This is a genomic window from Microcoleus sp. AT3-D2 (assembly GCF_036705715.1).
Classification (GTDB): Bacteria; Cyanobacteriota; Cyanobacteriia; order Cyanobacteriales; family Microcoleaceae; genus Microcoleus.
Genome location: NZ_JAUBVE010000106.1, coordinates 1 through 17,413 on the forward strand (window position 1 = coordinate 1; position 17,413 = coordinate 17,413).

A 17,413-nucleotide genomic window follows, 5' to 3' on the forward strand; every position below is an offset into this window, starting at 1 on the left:
ATGAAGTCCAAAGAAATCTATTCACTTCAGTTATACGTGAGCATATTTTGGCAAACCGATTCAGTGATGGCATTGTCTAGAATACATAGATGATGTTTTTTGTCAATGCGTAAGTCCTAATAAGTCAACATAAAACCTAAATCTTTACAAAAATCGGCTAATTTTAAAGACTTGCTAAAGCAATGAGGGGTTGTACCCCCCATAAGTTAGAGTCAGATATTATAGATGCACCCTGATGGCTTTCCCGTTCCACAAGAGCGGGATTTTTATAATTGGAAAGCCGGAGCGTTAAGTTTCACAATACCTACTACAGATAAAATGACGTGGGGATGCCAAGATTAAAGATATAGCAGAGCTAAAGCTCAAACTAGGGCGCCGATCGCTCAAACCTCACCCCTAACTCTGCGAAATAACCCAAAGGCGGTAGCATAGTTTGGGAAACGGCATCAACTGAAGATGAACTTAGCGCCAGCAACAGTCCTGCAACAGGGCAAATACAAAATTAACGCGACTTTAGGGATAGGAGGGTTCGGCATCACTTACCGAGCTATCCACACCCATTTAAACCAAACCGTCGTACTCAAAACCCTCAACGAAAGTCTGCGCCAACACCCAGAATCTGACCAATTTCAGCAGCAGTTTATTGCCGAAGCCCAACGCCTGTCGCGGTGTCAGCATTCCAACATAGTCAGGGTAATTGACTTTTTTGAAGAAGCCGGACAGTCTTTTATTGCAATGGACTACATTCCGGGCCAAACTCTCGCCCAAATAGTCGAAACCGATCAGCCGCTGCCAGAAGCCCAGGCCCTGCACTATATTCGGCAAATAGCCTCAGCCGTAAGTACAGTTCACCACAGCGGATTGCTGCACGGAGATATCAAGCCAGAAAATATTATCCGGCGAGCCGATTCTCACGTAGTAATGTTAATAGATTTCGGAATTGCCCGCGGCTTTACCGCCGGCACCAAACAAACCCACACTAACTTGCTCTCCCCCGGGTACGCGCCGATCGAACAATACCTCTATGAGGCTAAATGTACACCGGCCACGGACATCTACGCGATCGCAGCCACCCTCTACTACTTACTCTCCGGCGTGGCGCCCGTAGCAGCACCCTTGCGCGATCGCATTCCCTTGACTGAGTTACGGCAATTTCAGCCCAACCTCAGTCCAGGAATCGAGCGAGCCATCCTTCAGGGACTCGAAATCGACCCCCACAACCGCCCTCAAACAGTGGAAAATTGGCTCACCATGCTGCAAGAAACAGAGCGAGTATCAGTAAAAAGAAAAGGCAAGCAAACTCTAAGATTGCCCGCACCTCCCCCGCCACAGTTGACTTTTGTGGCGTTTGTGGTAACGGCTGTAATTGCAGGCTGGATGGGTTTTGACCTAGCATCGCACTACAACAGCACGACTCTCAGTAATGGGCCCAAAAGTGAGTCCTTCCCATCTCTGGAAGATTTGCTCAAATCCCGCGATTTGTCAGGGCCAATGTTCGGGCAGCCATCTGTCGAAAGCAGCCCTCTCTACCCGATCGAACTCAACAAGCGTCCCAAACCCCCCTTAGACAGCAGCAACCTTTCCGAACAGATCGACGAACCCTCAGAAACTAGCGCCGAACCTTCTGAGTCCCCAAACCAGGAAACTCCCGCCCCAGAACCCGAAGCCGAACCGGAGTCCTCCCCGACGCCCGAACCCGCAGAGGAGCCTTCTGAGTCCCCCATTCCAGAGCCTCAAACCGAAATCGAGCCAGAGCCCCAACCAGAAGCCGCACCAGTACCAGAAGTTGCGCCCCTGCCTGCAGAACCGCCCGCCGCACCCGCCCCGCCTGCCCCTGAGAGTGCTAGCGCAGAAACCCTGCCGCCGTCGGAATCCCCGTCGCCAGTAATAGCGTCGCCGATCGAGCGATCGCCTGAGCCTGCGATACCAAGTCCCAGTGGCAACAATTCAGATAGTTCGATCGCACCTGATTCACCACCTCCTGTGGCCGATCCCACGATGCCTTTTCCCGAACCTGCGACAAATTAGTATGGTTTTTATTGGTTAAAAGTGCGGACAAATACTTGGTTTTATAAGTCAGCAAATATCCGCTCAGTAGTTTAGATAATAAGGCCCTACCTAGCCAACCACTATCTTCCAAAAACTTCCGTCGAAGCTGAAAATCCCAACAGTCGCCGTCTGAGTTTATCGACTATTTCCTATTCCCTCTGCAATCCAAATGCCCGAAAAAAAATGCAGGACGGTTTCCTATTTTGATTTAAATTATGTTAGAATATGTGCGCGGCGCTGAGGTGGTGTGAGGTCGCGTATTAATACTGCCAAGCTGCAAACATTTTGGTAGAAAGCAACCCCAACCTCGAATTTGAGCCAGTGTACACGAGGCTTTTGGGCTAAGCCGTGGCGCGTTAGACTGTTCTAACTCTCAACAATCCCATCCCCGACACTCGGGGTGGGAGTGTCAATTCCCCCAAACTTCCTTTCTTTGGGAACAAGCACCATCGGGGACAAGCAAGTTATAATTTGTTGCGGAAGCGCACAGAGATTTTTTATGAGTAAACCCCCAGTTCATGCTTTTTTTGTAGGCAGAGCACTTGCCGAAGCACTGTACGAGCAATTAGAAAGCGCAGCAACCAACGCTTTCTCCGAAATCGGCAAATTTGACGCAGAACAAAGAGAACGCCTGCGGCAGTTCACAGATCGAGTTGTGGAACGGGCTAATCGAGCTTCGGAGGAAGCGATGCAGACCCGAACTGGCACTGCAAGCACCACCACCATTCAAGACATCCATCCCGCTGATTTGCAAGCGACTATTGACGAGCTGCGCGCCGAAGTGGCTCTGGTGCGATCGGAATTGCAGCGTTACCGCAGCAGTTTGCCCTAGCGGTCGATTCGACCACAACTATTATTTACTACGTGAGCGCATTGCTTTGCGCTCCTGCGCTCCTACTTTCAATCAAAGCAACAACATAAAATAAGCAATTTGGGAACCCAAGTGTCTGCTCTCCTTGATGACTCTGTTAATCGCCAGCGCTCCCCCAAGCACACTGGCGAAGCCGATGAGCCAAAAACTGCTAGTAAATCCTACAAAAGTAAAGCTTATCGCTGGAATCGCGAAAAATATTCCCGGAAGCGGCGCTTCTTCGACATTTGGGCCTTTGTCTTGCTCTGGCTGGCTTCCCTCTGGCTCGACAGCAAAAATTGGAGCTACTGGGGAGGCGTGACTGAAGAAAAGAAAGTTGCCAGACGCCGCTTTCAAGCTATCTGGGTTCGAGAAACACTCTTGGATTTGGGGCCAACTTTCATTAAAGTTGGGCAGTTATTTTCCACCCGCGCCGACTTGTTCCCAGCAGAGTTTGTGGAGGAACTTTCTAAGCTGCAAGATAAAGTGCCTGCTTTCAGCTACGAGCAGTTAGAGGTAATTGTTGAGCAAGATTTAGGCAAGACAGTTCAAGAACTCTACCGCAGCTTTGACCCAGTACCCCTGGCTGCTGCAAGTCTGGGTCAGGTACACAAAGCTCAACTGCATTCGGGCCCGGAAGTGGTTGTCAAGGTGCAGCGACCTGGACTGCGGAAACTTTTCGAGATCGATTTGCAAATTCTTAAGGGAATTGCCCGATACTTTCAAAACCATCCTAAGTGGGGCCGCGGCCGAGATTGGATGGGGATTTATGAGGAATGCTGTCGCATTCTGTGGCTGGAAATTGACTATCTCCATGAAGGCCGGAATGCTGATACTTTTCGCCGCAATTTTAGCAACTGTGACTGGGTGCGGGTGCCGAGGGTTTATTGGCGGTATGCAGCTCCGCGAGTGCTGACTTTGGAATACCTGCCCGGAATTAAAATCAGCCACTACGAAGCTTTGGAAGCGGCCGGTATCGATCGTAAATTAATCGCTCAGTTGGGCGCAAAAGCTTATTTGCGACAGTTACTCAACGACGGCTTTTTCCACGCTGACCCACACCCCGGCAACATCGCTGTTAGTGCTGACGGTTGTCTGATTTTCTACGATTTTGGCATGATGGGGCAAATCCAGTCGAACGTCCGCGAAGGACTGATGGAGACACTCTACGGCATTGCTTCCAAGGATGGACAGCGGATTATGGATTCTCTGATCAATTTGGGAGCTTTGGTGCCTACGGGTGATATGAGTCCGGTGCGCCGCAGCATTCAGTATATGCTGGATAACTTCATGGACAAGCCTTTTGAAAATCAGTCCGTGAGCGCGATTACCGACGACCTTTACGATATTGCCTACAACCAACCTTTTCGCTTCCCAGCTACCTTTACTTTTGTAATGCGAGCTTTTTCCACCATCGAAGGGGTGGGCCGAGGTTTAGATCCCGAGTTCAACTTTATGGAGGTGGCACAACCTTTTGCCATGCAGCTTATGACTAATGGAAATGGCCATGATACAAGTAGCAGCATTTTTAACGAAATCGGCCGTCAGGCGGCTCAGGTGAGTTCGAGTGCTTTGGGTTTGCCCCGCCGGATTGAGGAGACTATTGATAAACTCGAACAGGGAGATTTGCGGATTCGCGTCCGTTCGGCCGAAACAGAGCGCTTGCTTCGTCGCATGAGCAGCGCTCAAATGGGCACGAATTATGCTTTGCTGATGAGTGCTTTTACTTTGTCGGCGACAATTTTGTTTGTCAGCAATCAAGTCTGGCCGGCTGTCGCTGTTGCCGTGCTGGCTGCGGGTGCAGGGTTTGCTATGCTGCGTTTGTTCAAGCGGATCGATCGTTTAGACAGGATGTCATAATTGTGCAATTTGCGATTTGAAATTTCAGGTTTGAAATTTCTCGCCAGCCAAAATTTGACATCGAATGTTAAGTTTTGGCTGGCTGACCACAGATTGCTGAAATTTACAACACTTACGCCCTTTGAGGCGAAAAACCCGATTGCTACCTAGGTTTTTCGCCAGCAAAACCTCTGATTTTGGGTAGAAATCCAGTTTTTTTTGCAGGTGCTGCTGAATTTACTGGATTTACCGAAATTTTAAGATGGGATGACCATCATACGATCTACAATATAAGGTCAAGGAAGTGCAATTTTTCCAAAACTCGCGATCGCCGGGTGCAGAAATTTCAACTCCCGTTCGGGATTTAAGTTTTGGAAGAAAACATTGCACCCAATTAAATCAAGCTTTCAAGTTCGATGAGTCCAATCACCCAATCTATGAAACGCTCTTTCGCAGGTAAGACAGACACAGGGCTAGTTCGTTCCGTAAATCAGGATTCGTACTATATAGACTCTGACGGGCGATTTTTCATAGTGGCCGATGGAATGGGAGGACACGCCGGAGGTCAAGAAGCCAGCCGGATTGCGACTCAGGCGATTCAATCTTATTTGCTCGAACATTGGGAAGGGCCAGAGGATTCTCCGGTGTTGTTGGAAAAGGCTTTTTTAATTGCCAATCAAGCAATTTTGACGGATCAGCTCGACCACCCAGAGCGTGCTGATATGGGAACTACGGCTGTGGTTCTCATGTTTAGGGATGAGGGCCGACCCTGGTGCGCTAATATCGGGGACTCTCGCTTGTACCGACTGCACGGATCTCGCTTGGAACAGATTACTGAAGACCAGACTTGGGTGGCTCAGGCTGTGAAAAGAAAGGCCCTAACTCCTGACCAAGCTCGCAGTCATCCTTGGCGTCACGTTTTGTCGCAGTGTTTGGGCCGCGATGATTTGCGGGAGATAGATATTTTGCCGGTGGACGTGCAGCCTGGGGATCGCTTGCTGCTCTGCAGCGATGGCTTGACTGAAGAACTTTCCGATCCTTTGATAGCTTCGCCTCTGAAGTCGATTCGCGCTTGCGAGGGCGCTGCAAATGCTTTAATTCAAGCAGCTAAGGATAAAGGTGGACGCGATAATATTACTGTGGTGATCGTGACGCTCGACCTCAAATAAATCGGGCAACCCCCCGGAAAATCTAAAATCTAAAATCTAAAATCTAAAATTGCATGACCCGCGTTATCGGTTTGATCAGCGGCACGTCGGTGGATGGCATTGATGCTGCTTTGGTGGATGTGGTCGGTTCCCAAACAGACTTGAAAGTGCAATTGGTGGCCGGCAAGACTTTCCCTTATCCTGCTAATTTGCGATCGCAAATTCTCTCGGTTTGCAGTGGCTCAGCTTTGTCAATGGCTGAACTAGCCCAATTAGATGATGCCATCGCCCAAGAATTTGCCAGGGCAGCCTTGACAATTCAAGCAGAATATGATAAAGCCGAATTAATCGGCTCTCACGGTCAAACCGTCTACCACCGGCCTGCTGGGAAAGCCCAGAAAAACAGCGCCGGTGCGTTAATGGGCTACAGCTTGCAACTCGGGCGGGGCGCGCTAATTGCGGAATTGACAGGAATTACTACGGTGAGTAACTTTCGATCGGCAGACATTGCAGCAGGGGGTCAAGGAGCACCCTTAGTGTCAATAGTTGATGCCTGCCTGCTGGCGGAACCCAACATCAGCCTCTGCATCCAAAATCTGGGCGGAATTGGCAATGTTACCTATCTTCCGGCCAGGGGAAAAGGGGGAAACAATGACGAGTCTGAGATTTTCAGTCTTGGGGATGGCATATCGGGGTGGGATACCGGCCCGGCGAATTCCCTGTTAGATTTGGCAGTACAGCACTTCTCAGGCGGCACTAAGACGATCGACGAAGGTGGAGCTTGGGCGGCATCGGGAACTCCCTGTCAAGCTTTAGTGGAGGATTGGCTGCTGCAAAACTTCTTCCACCAAGTACCGCCGAAATCTACTGGGCGAGAGTTATTTGGTGTAGACTATTTTGACCAGTGTTTGGTCGAGGCCCAAGGTTACAACCTCAGTCCTGCTGACGTGCTGGCTACTCTGACAGAACTGACTGTTGCCTCGATCGTTCACAGTTACCAAACTTTTTTACCGGCTATGCCCGATCGAGTTTTATTGTGCGGGGGCGGCAGCCACAATCTCTACTTAAAACGCCGATTGCAATCTCAATTGCATCCAGTGCAAGTGTTGACTACTTCTGAGGCAGGCTTGAGTGTAGATTTTAAAGAGGCGATCGCTTTCGCGGTGTTAGCCGCATGGCGGGTTCGGGGCATTCCCGGCAATCTGCCTCAAGTTACCGGTGCCCGGACATCGGTACTTTTAGGAGAAATTAACTCTTGTTGGCACAGTTGGGCGTGATAGCATAGAGTCTGAGGGACAACGGCTGTGCGTTGTTGCACCAGCATTGTAGCCAGCAGCAAAAGCATAGGAACAGCACTGTGGCTCACACGTTTTTAATGGAATCTGGCCAATGGACGCTCGAAGGAAGCTGGATTGAGCGCAATGGCGTGCCAATTACGGTTAAAGGCAAAACTTTAGTGAGCTGGAACCGAACAGATTGGTTCAGTATGGTGACCAAGCTCGTATTTCCTGGAGGCGATCGCGAAGAGATTATTTTGCAGTACCGAGGACACCTCAACAGCGATGAACGGCAGTATACTTTTGTACTCCAACACAGCGAACTCGCCCGCGTCGAGGGCGAAGGTTGGATTGCTCCGCAGTCGATCGTCCAGCGTTATTGGGTATTGGGAGACGAACGCCAGCGGCGGACTGGTTTTGATACCCTTCACCGGGTTGATGACAACCGCTACTACCAATCTAGCGGCATCATGTCTGGTCATTACTTGACGAGTACAATGGAAGCAACTCTCGAACGTCAGGGGGAATAACTCTTTCTAGAGTCCACAGTTGCGAGTTCTAGGGATTAATGTGAAAACTTAAGGTTTTGCTAGTCGGAGGTCGCGCTCAGATGTCCGACTAGCGCCATTGCTATCAAACCTCATCCGCTGCAACTAAAGACAAATATATTGAATTGTTAAAAATTTTAATTGGTTAAAAAATTAACACTTATTATTAAGAGTTATCCAATTTTCGAGGCGAGGCGCAATAAATTATCTTGGCGCTCTCCGGTGGTGTTGATCGACAAACTGCTTACCTCGACTTCCACATTCAGTGAAATTCACAAAGGAATTGTCAAATTTTCCTCATGTCTGTACAGATGCCTTCTACCTTCTGACTTCGAGTGACGCCCCATCACCCCCAACTCCTTTCCGCCTGAGGGAAGAGAGTAAGAGACGGAGGTCGCCGACTGCGACTCTTGGTTACTCAACGCCTGGGTTAGGTTCTAAACCCCAGTGGTGTTTTAGAAAATGGCGGTACATGGTTTCTCGTAGCATCATTTGCTCGTAAAGCTTGACCAAAAACTCCTGAGCTTGTTCGCGGCTCATGTCACTTACCTGTGTTTTAAAGGAACACAGGCTAAATTGCTGTTCCAAAGACAATTCTGCTGGTTGGCTCATGACTTTGACTCCTCTGTAAGTAAAGGTGACTTAAAAGTGAACACCTGGATTAACCAGATTTGTAAGTTGTTTCAGCGATCGACAGTTGGTTTCGGGATGCCCGATGGCCCATCTGGCTTTAGTCTATATTACAAAAGGTAACAATTATTTGACAAAATTACCATCTGTCCTTGGAAATAACTTACTTAGCGATAGAGATGGCGAGATGTCTGCAAAAGTTCCTTCCGCAGGCACATACAAGTGTATCTACTTGTCAAGAGAAAAAAGGCTCAGTACGAACCAAAAGAATTGAAACCTTTTATACCAAATCCGGCGGAGATGCTCTCCGCGAGGAGGAGAGGGGGAGATCAGGAGAGGGGGATAGCGGGAGATGGGGAGATGGGGAAAGGGGGAGATTGAAAGATAAGGAGATGAGGAGAGGGGGAAATGAGGAGAGCGGAAGAGCGGAAGAGCGGAAGAGCGGGAGATTGGGAGATTGGGAAAATTTCTATTTCTCTGTTCTCCCCTTCTTCCTTCTCCCTTCTTCCGACGGACATCGGACTGACATCCGTTACATCCGTTACACAATCCGTTGCCGAACCTTCTTCCTTCTAACTAATTCGAGGGCCCGCCACCCTGCGGTGGAGTGGCGATTCCGGGTCTGATATTGGGAGCGGCGGGTGCAGGCGAAACAGGAGGAATGCCCTGATTTACCCCAAAGTTGCTAGGCTGCCCCGGAGCCGGGAGAGGAGATTGAAACTGATTGGGATTGAACTGCTGCTGCCCGGGAGCGGAGAGAGGGGATTGAAACTGATTGGGGTTGAACTGTTGCTGCCCCGGAGGCACAGGAGACGGCAGAGGTTGACCGGAAGTGCCGATCGCAGGTGCCGCAGGAATGCCAGAATTGGGAACCGAGGGATTGGGCAATGGGGAGGAAGCCGAACTAGGAAGAGTTGCCAGAGCAACTCGATCGCCCCCTACCTCTCTCAATTTGTCTAAAACCTCCACAACTTTGGCATATCTCGCATTTTGAGGAGCGTACAGCACCATCAACCCCGTAGGATTTTGGCTTTGGAAACTCTTTAAAACTCGATCGAGCTGTTGGTAATTAACAGGCAATTGGTCGATATAAGTTTGCCCGAAATCGTCAATGCTGACAATCAGCATCTCTCGCATCTGCGTTTGTCCAGTCTTCGCTTTAGGCAAATCGACATTAATTGCTTGCTGGCGAGTCAGTTGCAAAGCCGCCAGGAGAAAAAACGTCAGAATGCAAAAGATCACGTCAATTAAAGGCACCAGTTCAATCCGAGCCTCTTCAGCAGGAGTATCTAGATTAATCTTCATCAGTTCTCAGGAGTTTTAATTATTAGAAGGTGAATCTTCAGCCGGATCGGAACCTTTCAATTTCGGCTCCCGATTCCGTTCTCCCGATTCTTGAGAATTGAGAGAACGCCTGTTCAAACCATCTGCACCAAAAGAAGAATTGCTGTATTCTGCACCGGGTACTCGACCCTTAGCATTAGCAGCAGGCCAGTATTGCCTGTAAAGCAATTCCAGTTCATTTCCAGCTTTGCGAAATATTTTTGCCTGGTTGAACAAAAAAGCTTGAAATATGCGATAAAACACCAAGGTAAAAATTGCTACTACCATCCCAGTAGCAGTCGTGATCAGCGATTCGCCAATGCCCGATGTCACGCCACTCGTGGCCGCCGTGCCAATGTCGCCCAGACGGATGGAGCTCAGCGAGTTAATCAAGCCCAAAACTGTTCCCAGCAAGCCCAGCAAAGGCGCGAGAGCGATCGTAGCTTCTAAGATTTTGTCGCCGCGGCGCATCGAAGCCAACTCTTCATCGGCGGAGGCTTCGAGAGCGAGTCGAAATAAATCTGGTTCGGGATTGTAGAGCCGCAGGGGTGCAGAAAGAAATCGCCCGATCGGCTGTCGGTTAGCTTGTCTGGCCATCTCGTTAGCCGCGCCCCAATCGCTGCGGGCGGCTTCGAGGATGCGGTTAACTATCTGCTTTTCTTTGCTCAGGAGGCTCGCCCAAAACCACAAGCGCTCGATAATTGTACTCAAAGATAAAATCGATAACACCAACAGGGGCCACATGGCGGGGCCGCCTTTTTCAAACAGTTCTTGAATATTCACAATATTTTTGCTCCTGCAGTACCCGCTAACTTTTGCTTCTGTTCTACTTTTTTTAACAAATCTAAGGCCATTTAATTTTAGCTATTAATGTACTCAGGACTTACGCACTCGCGACTAAAGAAAGCCGGTTTTGCGAACGGGACCTTGGGGTGCAACCCAGTATTTTCGTCGAGGAAACCCAGTTCCTTGGTAAGTCTTGGTTCTGTTTTCTAGTGCTTACGGGCGATGGGCGGCGACTTCCTCACAATTCCTCTAAGTCTTGACACATATCTTGGAGTGACTGGTGTTGAAGGCGGCGGGAAGAGCGACGATATTTTTTAGTTTGCAGCTTAGGTTCGTAATGCTGCGTACCATCCGACTTGGTTTGCTGCTTCAAACTCGATTCGGCGCTACTAGAGTTTTGCTCTTGTTGCTGGCGGACGATCGCCTCGGAGAGAAAATTCAAGTAATAATCGTAGCGCTCCCAACCGCCGCGCACGACACAGTTAGGCTCGTCTCGGTGCGAACAGTCGCTAAACTGGCAGCTACCCAAAGCCAGCCTCTGGCGCGCTTCTGGGAAATATTCCGCTAACTCTGAGGGATCGCATTCGAGAGCCGGCTGATTAAAGCCCGGAGTATCGGCCAAAAGTCCGCCGCCTGGGAGTTCAAATAGTTCTACATGGCGAGTCGTGTGGCGCCCGCGGCCGAGTTTGCCGGAAACAGCGTTCACTCGCAGATTCAGGGCCGGGATCAGTTGGTTGATCAAGCTGGACTTGCCAACCCCTGAAGGGCCACAAATTACCGTTATTTTCCCTTGCAAGTGCTGCAGAAGGAAGTTCGGCAACGGGCCATGTACGGACTTTAACGGATCTAAGCTATCGACCGACTTTAGAAGTAGGGAATTCTCCTCAAAAGTCACGCTAGATCCCTCTATTTTCTCCGTTAAGTCATGGGAAGCTGGTTCTTGGGCAGAAACTTCTTTTTTAGTTTCTTTCGTGGCTTCCTGGACTACTTCGCCGCTGCGGACGCTAATAAACATTGGTTCGTAGCCCCAGCCTGAAAGCCGATCGCGCCACTGTTCCAACTCCTGGGGCGTGACCAAATCGCATTTGTTCAGGCATAAACTCACCTCTAAACCTGTTGATTCTGCCTTGACTAAAAACCGAGTTAATGATGCGGGATCTAAGTCTGGTTCAGCAAGGGCAAAAACGAGGAGAATGCGATCGGCATTAGCTACAGGCGGGCGGTTGAGTTCTGTTTGGCGCGGGAAGACTTCAGAAATTGCACCCCGGCGGTCAGTCCAGTCGGGTTCGTCTACCACCACGCGATCGCCCACCATCACCTGTTGGCCAATTTTTTTCAGTCGAGTGCGACGAGTGCACAGGAGAGTCGGAGAATCCGCGAGGGGAGCATTTTTCCCGTCAATGGAGACTTCGGGATCTAACCTCACTTGGTAGAAGTTAGCCTGAACAGCAATTACAGTACCCACGATCGAGGGTGAATTCAGGCTCATCCTGCTTCCTTGTCTTCTGGGCGCTGCACTTTCATTGAAAAAAAGCCCGACTCCGGCTGATCCGCCACAAATTGCGTTTCCAGAATCTGGTACCCTTCCATTTTGAGACTATCAGGTACTTGTTCGATCGGCTCCCCAGCATCCAGCCACACCTCCAAAACAGCACCCGGTGCCATTTGCTCCAAGCGCAGTTTAGTGCGGACAAAATTCAGAGGACACGGAGTACCCCGCAGATCGATTTTGGCATCTGGGGATTTGGGATTTTCAATTTTGGATGTTGAATTCATAATGTTTTTGGCAATCTCAAATCCTGAAAGCCTTAGTTTTTTAAACAAGTTGCCTGGAAACTGGAGAATCTAAAATTTTGTGTCCAATTGGACACAGACTATTATTCTTTCTGAAAGAAGTGAGCGCAATTGCGCTCACTTTTTTGAGCGCTGCTGAAACCGAGTGCCCAGGAAGCGTCCCACCTGAGATTTTTGTGAGCAATTGCACACAATTTTTTGACAGGTACTAAAACAAATTGCCGGGGAATCCTGAAACAGGAAAATTTGACACCCATGGGTGTCAAAAATTGCTTATTTCTGAAATAAATTGCCCAGAAATCCTTCTATACCGCCTTTACCGGTACGATCGCCCTTCAGCTTAGCAAGCTGCATCAGCAACTCCCGTTCCTCAGCAGTCACCTTAGTCGGAATGTCTATTGACACCGTAATCAAATGATCGCCGCGACTGACTGGATTTCCTAACCGAGGCACCCCTTTTTTCTCCAAAGTCAGAACAGTATTCGCCTGAGTTCCGCTAGGAATCAACAATTCCGTCGGCCCGTCTACGGTTTCCACTTCCAACCGGCACCCTAAAATTGCTTGCAAATAACTAATCTTAACTTCCGAGCTAACGTTAGTGCCGTCGCGCTTAAATAGCGGGTCTTCATTCACCGCCAAGAACACGTAGAGATCCCCGGGCGGGCCGCCCAGTTTGCCGGCATCCCCTTCATTGGAAACGCGTAAGCGAGTACCGTTGTCAACCCCAGCCGGAATTGTGATTTTCAGCTTTTTCATCACTTCTTTCTGGCCCCGGCCACCGCAAGTTTCGCACTTATCCTCAATCACTTGCCCGGTGCCGTTGCAAGTGGGGCAAACAGAAACTTGAGTAAAGCTGCCGAAAGGAGTGCGGGTAGCGCGTCGGACTTGACCGCTGCCGGTACAAGTCGAGCAGGTTTGTGGTCTGGTTCCCGGTTTCGCGCCAGTCCCGGTGCAAGTTTCGCAGGTTTCTAGATGCTTGATGCGGAGTTCTTTTTCCCCACCAAACACTGCTTCCCGAAAATCTAGCCGCAAATCCAGGCGCAAATCGTCTCCGCGCACCGGCCCGCTGCGCCTGCGACCTTGCTGTTGTTGGCCGACACCTCCCTGAAAACCCTGAAAGAAGCTTTCAAAAATATCGGCAAAGCTGTCACCGAAGTCTTGGAACCCAGGTGCGCCTGCACCGCTGACCCCTGCTTCGCCGAACCTGTCGAAACGGGCGCGGGTTTCTGGTTCTGAGAGTACCTCATAGGCGCGGTTAATTTCTTTAAACCGCTCCTCAGCACCGGATTCTTTGTTGACATCTGGATGGTACTTGCGAGCTAGGCGGCGGTAAGCACGCTTAATTTCTTCTTTGTCTGCGCTGCGAGAAACGCCTAATATTTCATAGTAATCACCGGCCATAGAGCTGCTTGCCTGGAGGTAAATAACAAAAAGTGTACGAAAAAGAAACGGGCGACCTTTCCTGAAATTACAGATTAAAAATCAAAAATTCTCATTGTTAATTTTTAACTTTTAATTTTTAGCTTTTCTGTTTTAAAGGAAAGGATTCATATCATCAACTTCTGGTTCGGGAACCTTCTGTTTTTGTTTTGACTGGGGATTTGACTGTGGACTTGACTGTGGATTTGACTGTCGTTTTGACTGTCGCTCCGGCTTTGGTTCCGGCTTTGGTTCCGGCTTTGATTCGAGCTTTGGTTCCGGCTTTGGTTCCGGCGGAGCTTGGGGAGCCACCAGCAGCTCTTCTTTCAGCAAAATGCTGTCGTCGTCCGCTTTAACCTCTTCTGGTTCTGATGATTCTACTTCTGACATCATCTCGCTTTCAACAACAGCTCCTGACGGGGCTACCCCGCTGCGGGCTTGGTCGTAGACTGCTGTCCCCAGCGAGTATAGCAGTTGCTTGAAAGATTCGATTGCGGGGGTGAGTTCCTCGACTGTGATGTCGGAGTTAGTCATCGCTGCCCGCAAGGCTGCTGCGGCTGTTTCCGCTTCAACCTTGAGCTCGTCACTCAGCAGTTGCGCGTTGGTTTTTAAAGTTACACCACAATTATAGACGAGGGAGTCAGCTTGATTTTTGAGTTCGACGAGTAGAGCACGCTTGATGTCCTCGTCGGCGTAAAGTTCGGCTTCTTGTCGCATCCGCTCGACTTCTGTTTCGCTCAATCCACCTGTATTGGAAATTTGGATGCTTTGTTCTTTTCCGGTTCCTTTGTCTTCAGCAGCCACTTTGAGAATCCCGTTGGCATCGATTTCAAAGGTAACTTCGATTTGAGGGACGCCACGAGGGGCTGGGGGAATGCCTTTGAGCAGGAACTTGCCGAGACTTTTATTGTCTTTAACCAATGCCCGCTCGCCTTGGAGCACGTGAATTTCTACCGAGGTTTGCCCGTCTGCCGCCGTGCTGTACATTTGCGATCGACTGGTGGGAATAGTTGTATTGCGCTCGATTACTTTGGTAAACACCCCGCCCAAGGTTTCGAGTCCCAGGGAGAGCGGCGTCACATCGAGCAGCAGCAAGTCTTTGACTTCACCACCCAACACCCCGGCTTGAATTGCCGCGCCTACGGCTACAGCTTCGTCGGGATTGACCGATTTATCGGGAGAAACGCCCCCAAAATACTTGCTAATTGCCTTTTGAACTGCCGGAATCCGGGTGGAGCCTCCCACTAAAATAATTCTGTCTATGTCCTTGGGGGTCAAACTTGCGTCTTTAAGGGCTTGAGTCACCGGATCGATCGTCGCTTGCACCAAATGAGCCACCAGTTTTTCAAACTGAGCTTTGGAGAGTTCCATTTCCAAATGCTTCGGCCCTTTCTCGTCAGAAGAGATGAAGGGCAAATTGATTGAGGTGGATTCGCGGTTGGAGAGTTCGATTTTCGCTTTTTCGGCAGCTTCTCGGAGCCGCTGTAAGGCCATTTTGTCTTGTGAGAGGTCACTGCCTTCTTGAGTCCGGAAAGCTTCTACGAGCCACTGGACTATGCAGTCGTCAAAGTCATCTCCTCCGAGATGGTTGTTACCGGATGTAGCGTTGACTTCAAAAATTCCGTCTCCCAGTTGCAGGATCGAAACGTCGAAAGTACCGCCACCCAGGTCAAAGACTAAGATTTTCTGTTCTATATTTTGCTTGTCCAGCCCGTAGGAAAGGGCTGCAGCCGTCGGTTCATTGACGATCCGCAGGACTTCTAGGCCCGCGATCGTTCCGGCGTCTTTAGTAGCTTGCCGTTGGGCGTCTGTGAAGTAGGCTGGCACTGTAATCACGGCTTGCGTAACAGTTTGTCCCAAATAAGCTTCAGCATCTTGCTTGAGCTTTTGGAGTACCATTGCCGAGATTTCTTGGGGAGTGTGAACCTTGTTCCGAATTTGGACGTTAACGGTATCGTCTTTGCCTTTTATGCAGGTATAGGGAGTACGGGATCGTTCTTCTTCCGTGTCGTCCCACCGCCGTCCGATAAATCGTTTGATACTGTAGACAGTATTTACAGCATTAGTTACAGCTTGCCGCTTGGCCAATTGACCTACTAAGCGATCGCCCGCCTTGCCAAATCCTACTATACTCGGAGTTGTGCGGCCGCCCTCGGAATTGGCGATCACGACGGGTTTACCGCCCTCTAACACAGCTACGCAACTGTTAGTCGTGCCTAAGTCAATTCCAATAATTTTTCCCATAGCGCCTCATAAAACTTTGTGGGATGTTTGGAAACCTCCAACTACAAGTTGGGGGAGGAAAAACGACTCAGCTTGTTTAAACAAGCATTACCAGACCTGATTTGTAGGAAATAAACTTGATGTCAATCAGGCAATATCAAAGACTGGTAAAAACATTTTTCAGAATTTTTGGAGAAAGCGCTGACCTGCTTTTAGTCATCTTTAATTAAGAAGTTGGTGATTCTGCCACATTGGAACCCCCGAATTCTATTCGGGGGTCAGTGACTTTGAGGAATGCAGTAGCTTGTATCCCGATTAACCTTCCGAACTATCGGGATTTTCATCTGAGGCTACCACAGATAGCCCAGCCGCTGCAACTTTCACTTTGGCGTGCCGTAAGACGCGATCGCCCAGAATGTAGCCGCGTTCTAGTTCTTGGATAATTGTTCCTTCCTCGTGTTCGTCAGTTGGCTCGCTGAGTAGAGCTTCGTGGAGGTTGGGGTCAAACTGTTCGCCTTCGGGGCGCATCGGAGAAACCCCTATTTGCTTGAGGCCGTCTACCATTTGCTTGTAAACGCTTTGGTAGCTTTTGTGAATGTTCATTTCGCCATCGGTTTGCGGCTTGATGTGCGATCGAGCGCGCTCGAAATTGTCAATTACCGGCAACAGGGGTTTGATCGTGAGACACCTTGCCTGTAAATCTAGCTCTTCTTTTTCCTTTTGGGTGCGCCTGCGGAAGTTCTCAAAATCTGCTGCTAGGCGGAGATTTTGATTTTTCAGCTCTTCTAGTTGAGCGGATGCGGCTTGCAACTGAGTTTTTAAAGCCTCTTTTTCATCGGTTACCTGCGCCAGTTCCTTCTTCCAAGGCTCCGCCGCGTCTGCAGTCGGACTGTTGGTTGAACTGCCGGTGACGGTAGGCCCCGATGCGTTTGCTGGGGTGCGATCGCCTTGAGCACTTTGATAAGCTCGAGCAAGTTCGAGCTCCCAATCCGCCGATTCGTTCGAGTTTCCTGATGCCGCCGGATTTTCGCTTGCCATTGGGGAACCCTCTGGGGTAGTTTCCCCAGTTGAGTTAGGATCTTGATCTTGCTGTTTTTCCTCGTCAATCATAAAAGCTGCGCGACAGAACCCTATCAATTCTAGCAGATACAGTTAACCCGGTAAATCTAGAGGACTCGAATTGACTGTGTATGGCACAATTTGAAAAGAGGAAATCTCGCCCGATCTGGAGACATTCCTCAAAGCTTTCCATAAAATATTCAAAGGCCCGTTTAGATATTTACGTATAATATGGCAGCAATCGGGCAAACCCAAGGTTTGTTGGTTCCTGATGTTTCATTAACGCGATCGCCTTGACAACAATTTTTAGTAAGTATATTTTTCTGTTAAGTATACTACAAGATTTTCCACCTAGGAGGCTTGATATTTCAAGGTTTACTTAAAACCATAGGGCTCTTCTGAGTTTATGGTGTAAAATGTACCTAATAATACATTTACCGTTATGAGCTTCCATCTAGACTATCTATT

Annotated in this window: 14 protein-coding genes; 6 read left to right on the top strand and 8 right to left on the bottom strand. The window is 49.4% G+C overall.

The genetic code is table 11. The features are described from left to right. The first annotated feature begins 456 nt into the window (after nt 1-456). From QUB44_RS28365 to QUB44_RS28390, 6 genes are all read left to right on the top strand, one after another. Entirely contained in the window at nt 457-2,028 is a 1,572-nt protein-coding gene (locus QUB44_RS28365) for a protein kinase domain-containing protein (protein WP_333372688.1), read from the top strand. 520 nt (nt 2,029-2,548) lie between these two features. Further along, complete coding sequence (locus QUB44_RS28370; RefSeq protein ID WP_333372690.1) at nt 2,549-2,881, top strand: DUF6825 family protein; 333 nt, start codon at nt 2,549-2,551, stop codon at nt 2,879-2,881. Nucleotides 2,882-2,992: 111 nt separating this feature from the next. Continuing rightward, the gene (locus tag QUB44_RS28375; RefSeq protein ID WP_333138046.1) at nt 2,993-4,759 is read left to right on the top strand and encodes an AarF/ABC1/UbiB kinase family protein; all 1,767 of its coding nucleotides are present in this window, start codon (nt 2,993-2,995) and stop codon (nt 4,757-4,759) included. A gap of 416 nt (nt 4,760-5,175) precedes the next feature. Continuing rightward, complete coding sequence (locus tag QUB44_RS28380; RefSeq protein WP_333372710.1) at nt 5,176-5,907, top strand: PP2C family serine/threonine-protein phosphatase; 732 nt, start codon at nt 5,176-5,178, stop codon at nt 5,905-5,907. Nucleotides 5,908-5,960: 53 nt separating this feature from the next. Further along, complete coding sequence (locus QUB44_RS28385; RefSeq protein ID WP_333372692.1) at nt 5,961-7,163, top strand: anhydro-N-acetylmuramic acid kinase; 1,203 nt, start codon at nt 5,961-5,963, stop codon at nt 7,161-7,163. 98 nt (nt 7,164-7,261) lie between these two features. After that, nucleotides 7,262-7,693, top strand: coding sequence for a hypothetical protein (locus tag QUB44_RS28390; protein WP_445251382.1), 432 nt, complete (start codon nt 7,262-7,264; stop codon nt 7,691-7,693). Nucleotides 7,694-8,125: 432 nt separating this feature from the next. Here the strand turns inward: QUB44_RS28390 and QUB44_RS28395 are convergent, their stop codons facing one another. The 8 genes from QUB44_RS28395 to grpE form a co-directional block, all read right to left on the bottom strand. Next, a complete protein-coding gene (locus QUB44_RS28395) occupies nt 8,126-8,323 on the bottom strand; it encodes an NblA/ycf18 family protein (RefSeq protein ID WP_006635253.1) in 198 nt (65 codons plus the stop codon). A gap of 594 nt (nt 8,324-8,917) precedes the next feature. Next, nucleotides 8,918-9,646 (bottom strand): biopolymer transporter ExbD, encoded by a 729-nt coding sequence (locus tag QUB44_RS28400; RefSeq protein ID WP_333372694.1) that lies wholly within the window; start codon nt 9,644-9,646, stop codon nt 8,918-8,920. 15 nt (nt 9,647-9,661) lie between these two features. Continuing rightward, a complete protein-coding gene (locus QUB44_RS28405) occupies nt 9,662-10,447 on the bottom strand; it encodes a MotA/TolQ/ExbB proton channel family protein (protein ID WP_333372697.1) in 786 nt (261 codons plus the stop codon). Between the two features lie 241 nt (nt 10,448-10,688). Continuing rightward, on the bottom strand, nt 10,689-11,939 hold the full coding sequence (gene rsgA, locus QUB44_RS28410) for a ribosome small subunit-dependent GTPase A (RefSeq protein WP_333372700.1): 1,251 nt from the start codon (nt 11,937-11,939) through the stop codon (nt 10,689-10,691). Further along, nucleotides 11,936-12,226 (bottom strand): sulfurtransferase TusA family protein, encoded by a 291-nt coding sequence (locus QUB44_RS28415; RefSeq protein ID WP_333372702.1) that lies wholly within the window; start codon nt 12,224-12,226, stop codon nt 11,936-11,938. The genes rsgA and QUB44_RS28415 overlap by 4 nt, the downstream gene beginning before the upstream one ends. 291 nt (nt 12,227-12,517) lie before the next feature. After that, on the bottom strand, nt 12,518-13,645 hold the full coding sequence (gene dnaJ, locus QUB44_RS28420) for a molecular chaperone DnaJ (protein ID WP_333179976.1): 1,128 nt from the start codon (nt 13,643-13,645) through the stop codon (nt 12,518-12,520). A 132-nt stretch (nt 13,646-13,777) separates the two neighbouring features. Next, on the bottom strand, nt 13,778-15,907 hold the full coding sequence (gene dnaK / locus QUB44_RS28425) for a molecular chaperone DnaK (protein WP_333372705.1): 2,130 nt from the start codon (nt 15,905-15,907) through the stop codon (nt 13,778-13,780). Between the two features lie 294 nt (nt 15,908-16,201). Continuing rightward, a complete protein-coding gene (gene grpE / locus QUB44_RS28430) occupies nt 16,202-16,996 on the bottom strand; it encodes a nucleotide exchange factor GrpE (protein ID WP_333372708.1) in 795 nt (264 codons plus the stop codon). Between the last annotated feature and the right edge of the window lie 417 nt (nt 16,997-17,413).

Excerpts from the sequence above, each read along its gene's own strand:
- QUB44_RS28365 (WP_333372688.1), top strand. The coding sequence starts at position 457 with ATGAACTTAGCGCCAGCAACAGTCCTGCAACAGGGCAAATACAAAATT.
- QUB44_RS28370 (WP_333372690.1), top strand. The coding sequence starts at position 2,549 with ATGAGTAAACCCCCAGTTCATGCTTTTTTTGTAGGCAGAGCACTTGCC.
- QUB44_RS28380 (WP_333372710.1), top strand. The coding sequence starts at position 5,176 with ATGAAACGCTCTTTCGCAGGTAAGACAGACACAGGGCTAGTTCGTTCC.
- QUB44_RS28385 (WP_333372692.1), top strand. The coding sequence starts at position 5,961 with ATGACCCGCGTTATCGGTTTGATCAGCGGCACGTCGGTGGATGGCATT.
- QUB44_RS28390 (WP_445251382.1), top strand. The coding sequence starts at position 7,262 with ATGGAATCTGGCCAATGGACGCTCGAAGGAAGCTGGATTGAGCGCAAT.
- QUB44_RS28395 (WP_006635253.1), bottom strand. The coding sequence starts at position 8,323 with ATGAGCCAACCAGCAGAATTGTCTTTGGAACAGCAATTTAGCCTGTGT.
- QUB44_RS28400 (WP_333372694.1), bottom strand. The coding sequence starts at position 9,646 with ATGAAGATTAATCTAGATACTCCTGCTGAAGAGGCTCGGATTGAACTG.
- rsgA (WP_333372700.1), bottom strand. The coding sequence starts at position 11,939 with ATGAGCCTGAATTCACCCTCGATCGTGGGTACTGTAATTGCTGTTCAG.
- QUB44_RS28415 (WP_333372702.1), bottom strand. The coding sequence starts at position 12,226 with ATGAATTCAACATCCAAAATTGAAAATCCCAAATCCCCAGATGCCAAA.
- dnaJ (WP_333179976.1), bottom strand. The coding sequence starts at position 13,645 with ATGGCCGGTGATTACTATGAAATATTAGGCGTTTCTCGCAGCGCAGAC.
- dnaK (WP_333372705.1), bottom strand. The coding sequence starts at position 15,907 with ATGGGAAAAATTATTGGAATTGACTTAGGCACGACTAACAGTTGCGTA.
- grpE (WP_333372708.1), bottom strand. The coding sequence starts at position 16,996 with ATGATTGACGAGGAAAAACAGCAAGATCAAGATCCTAACTCAACTGGG.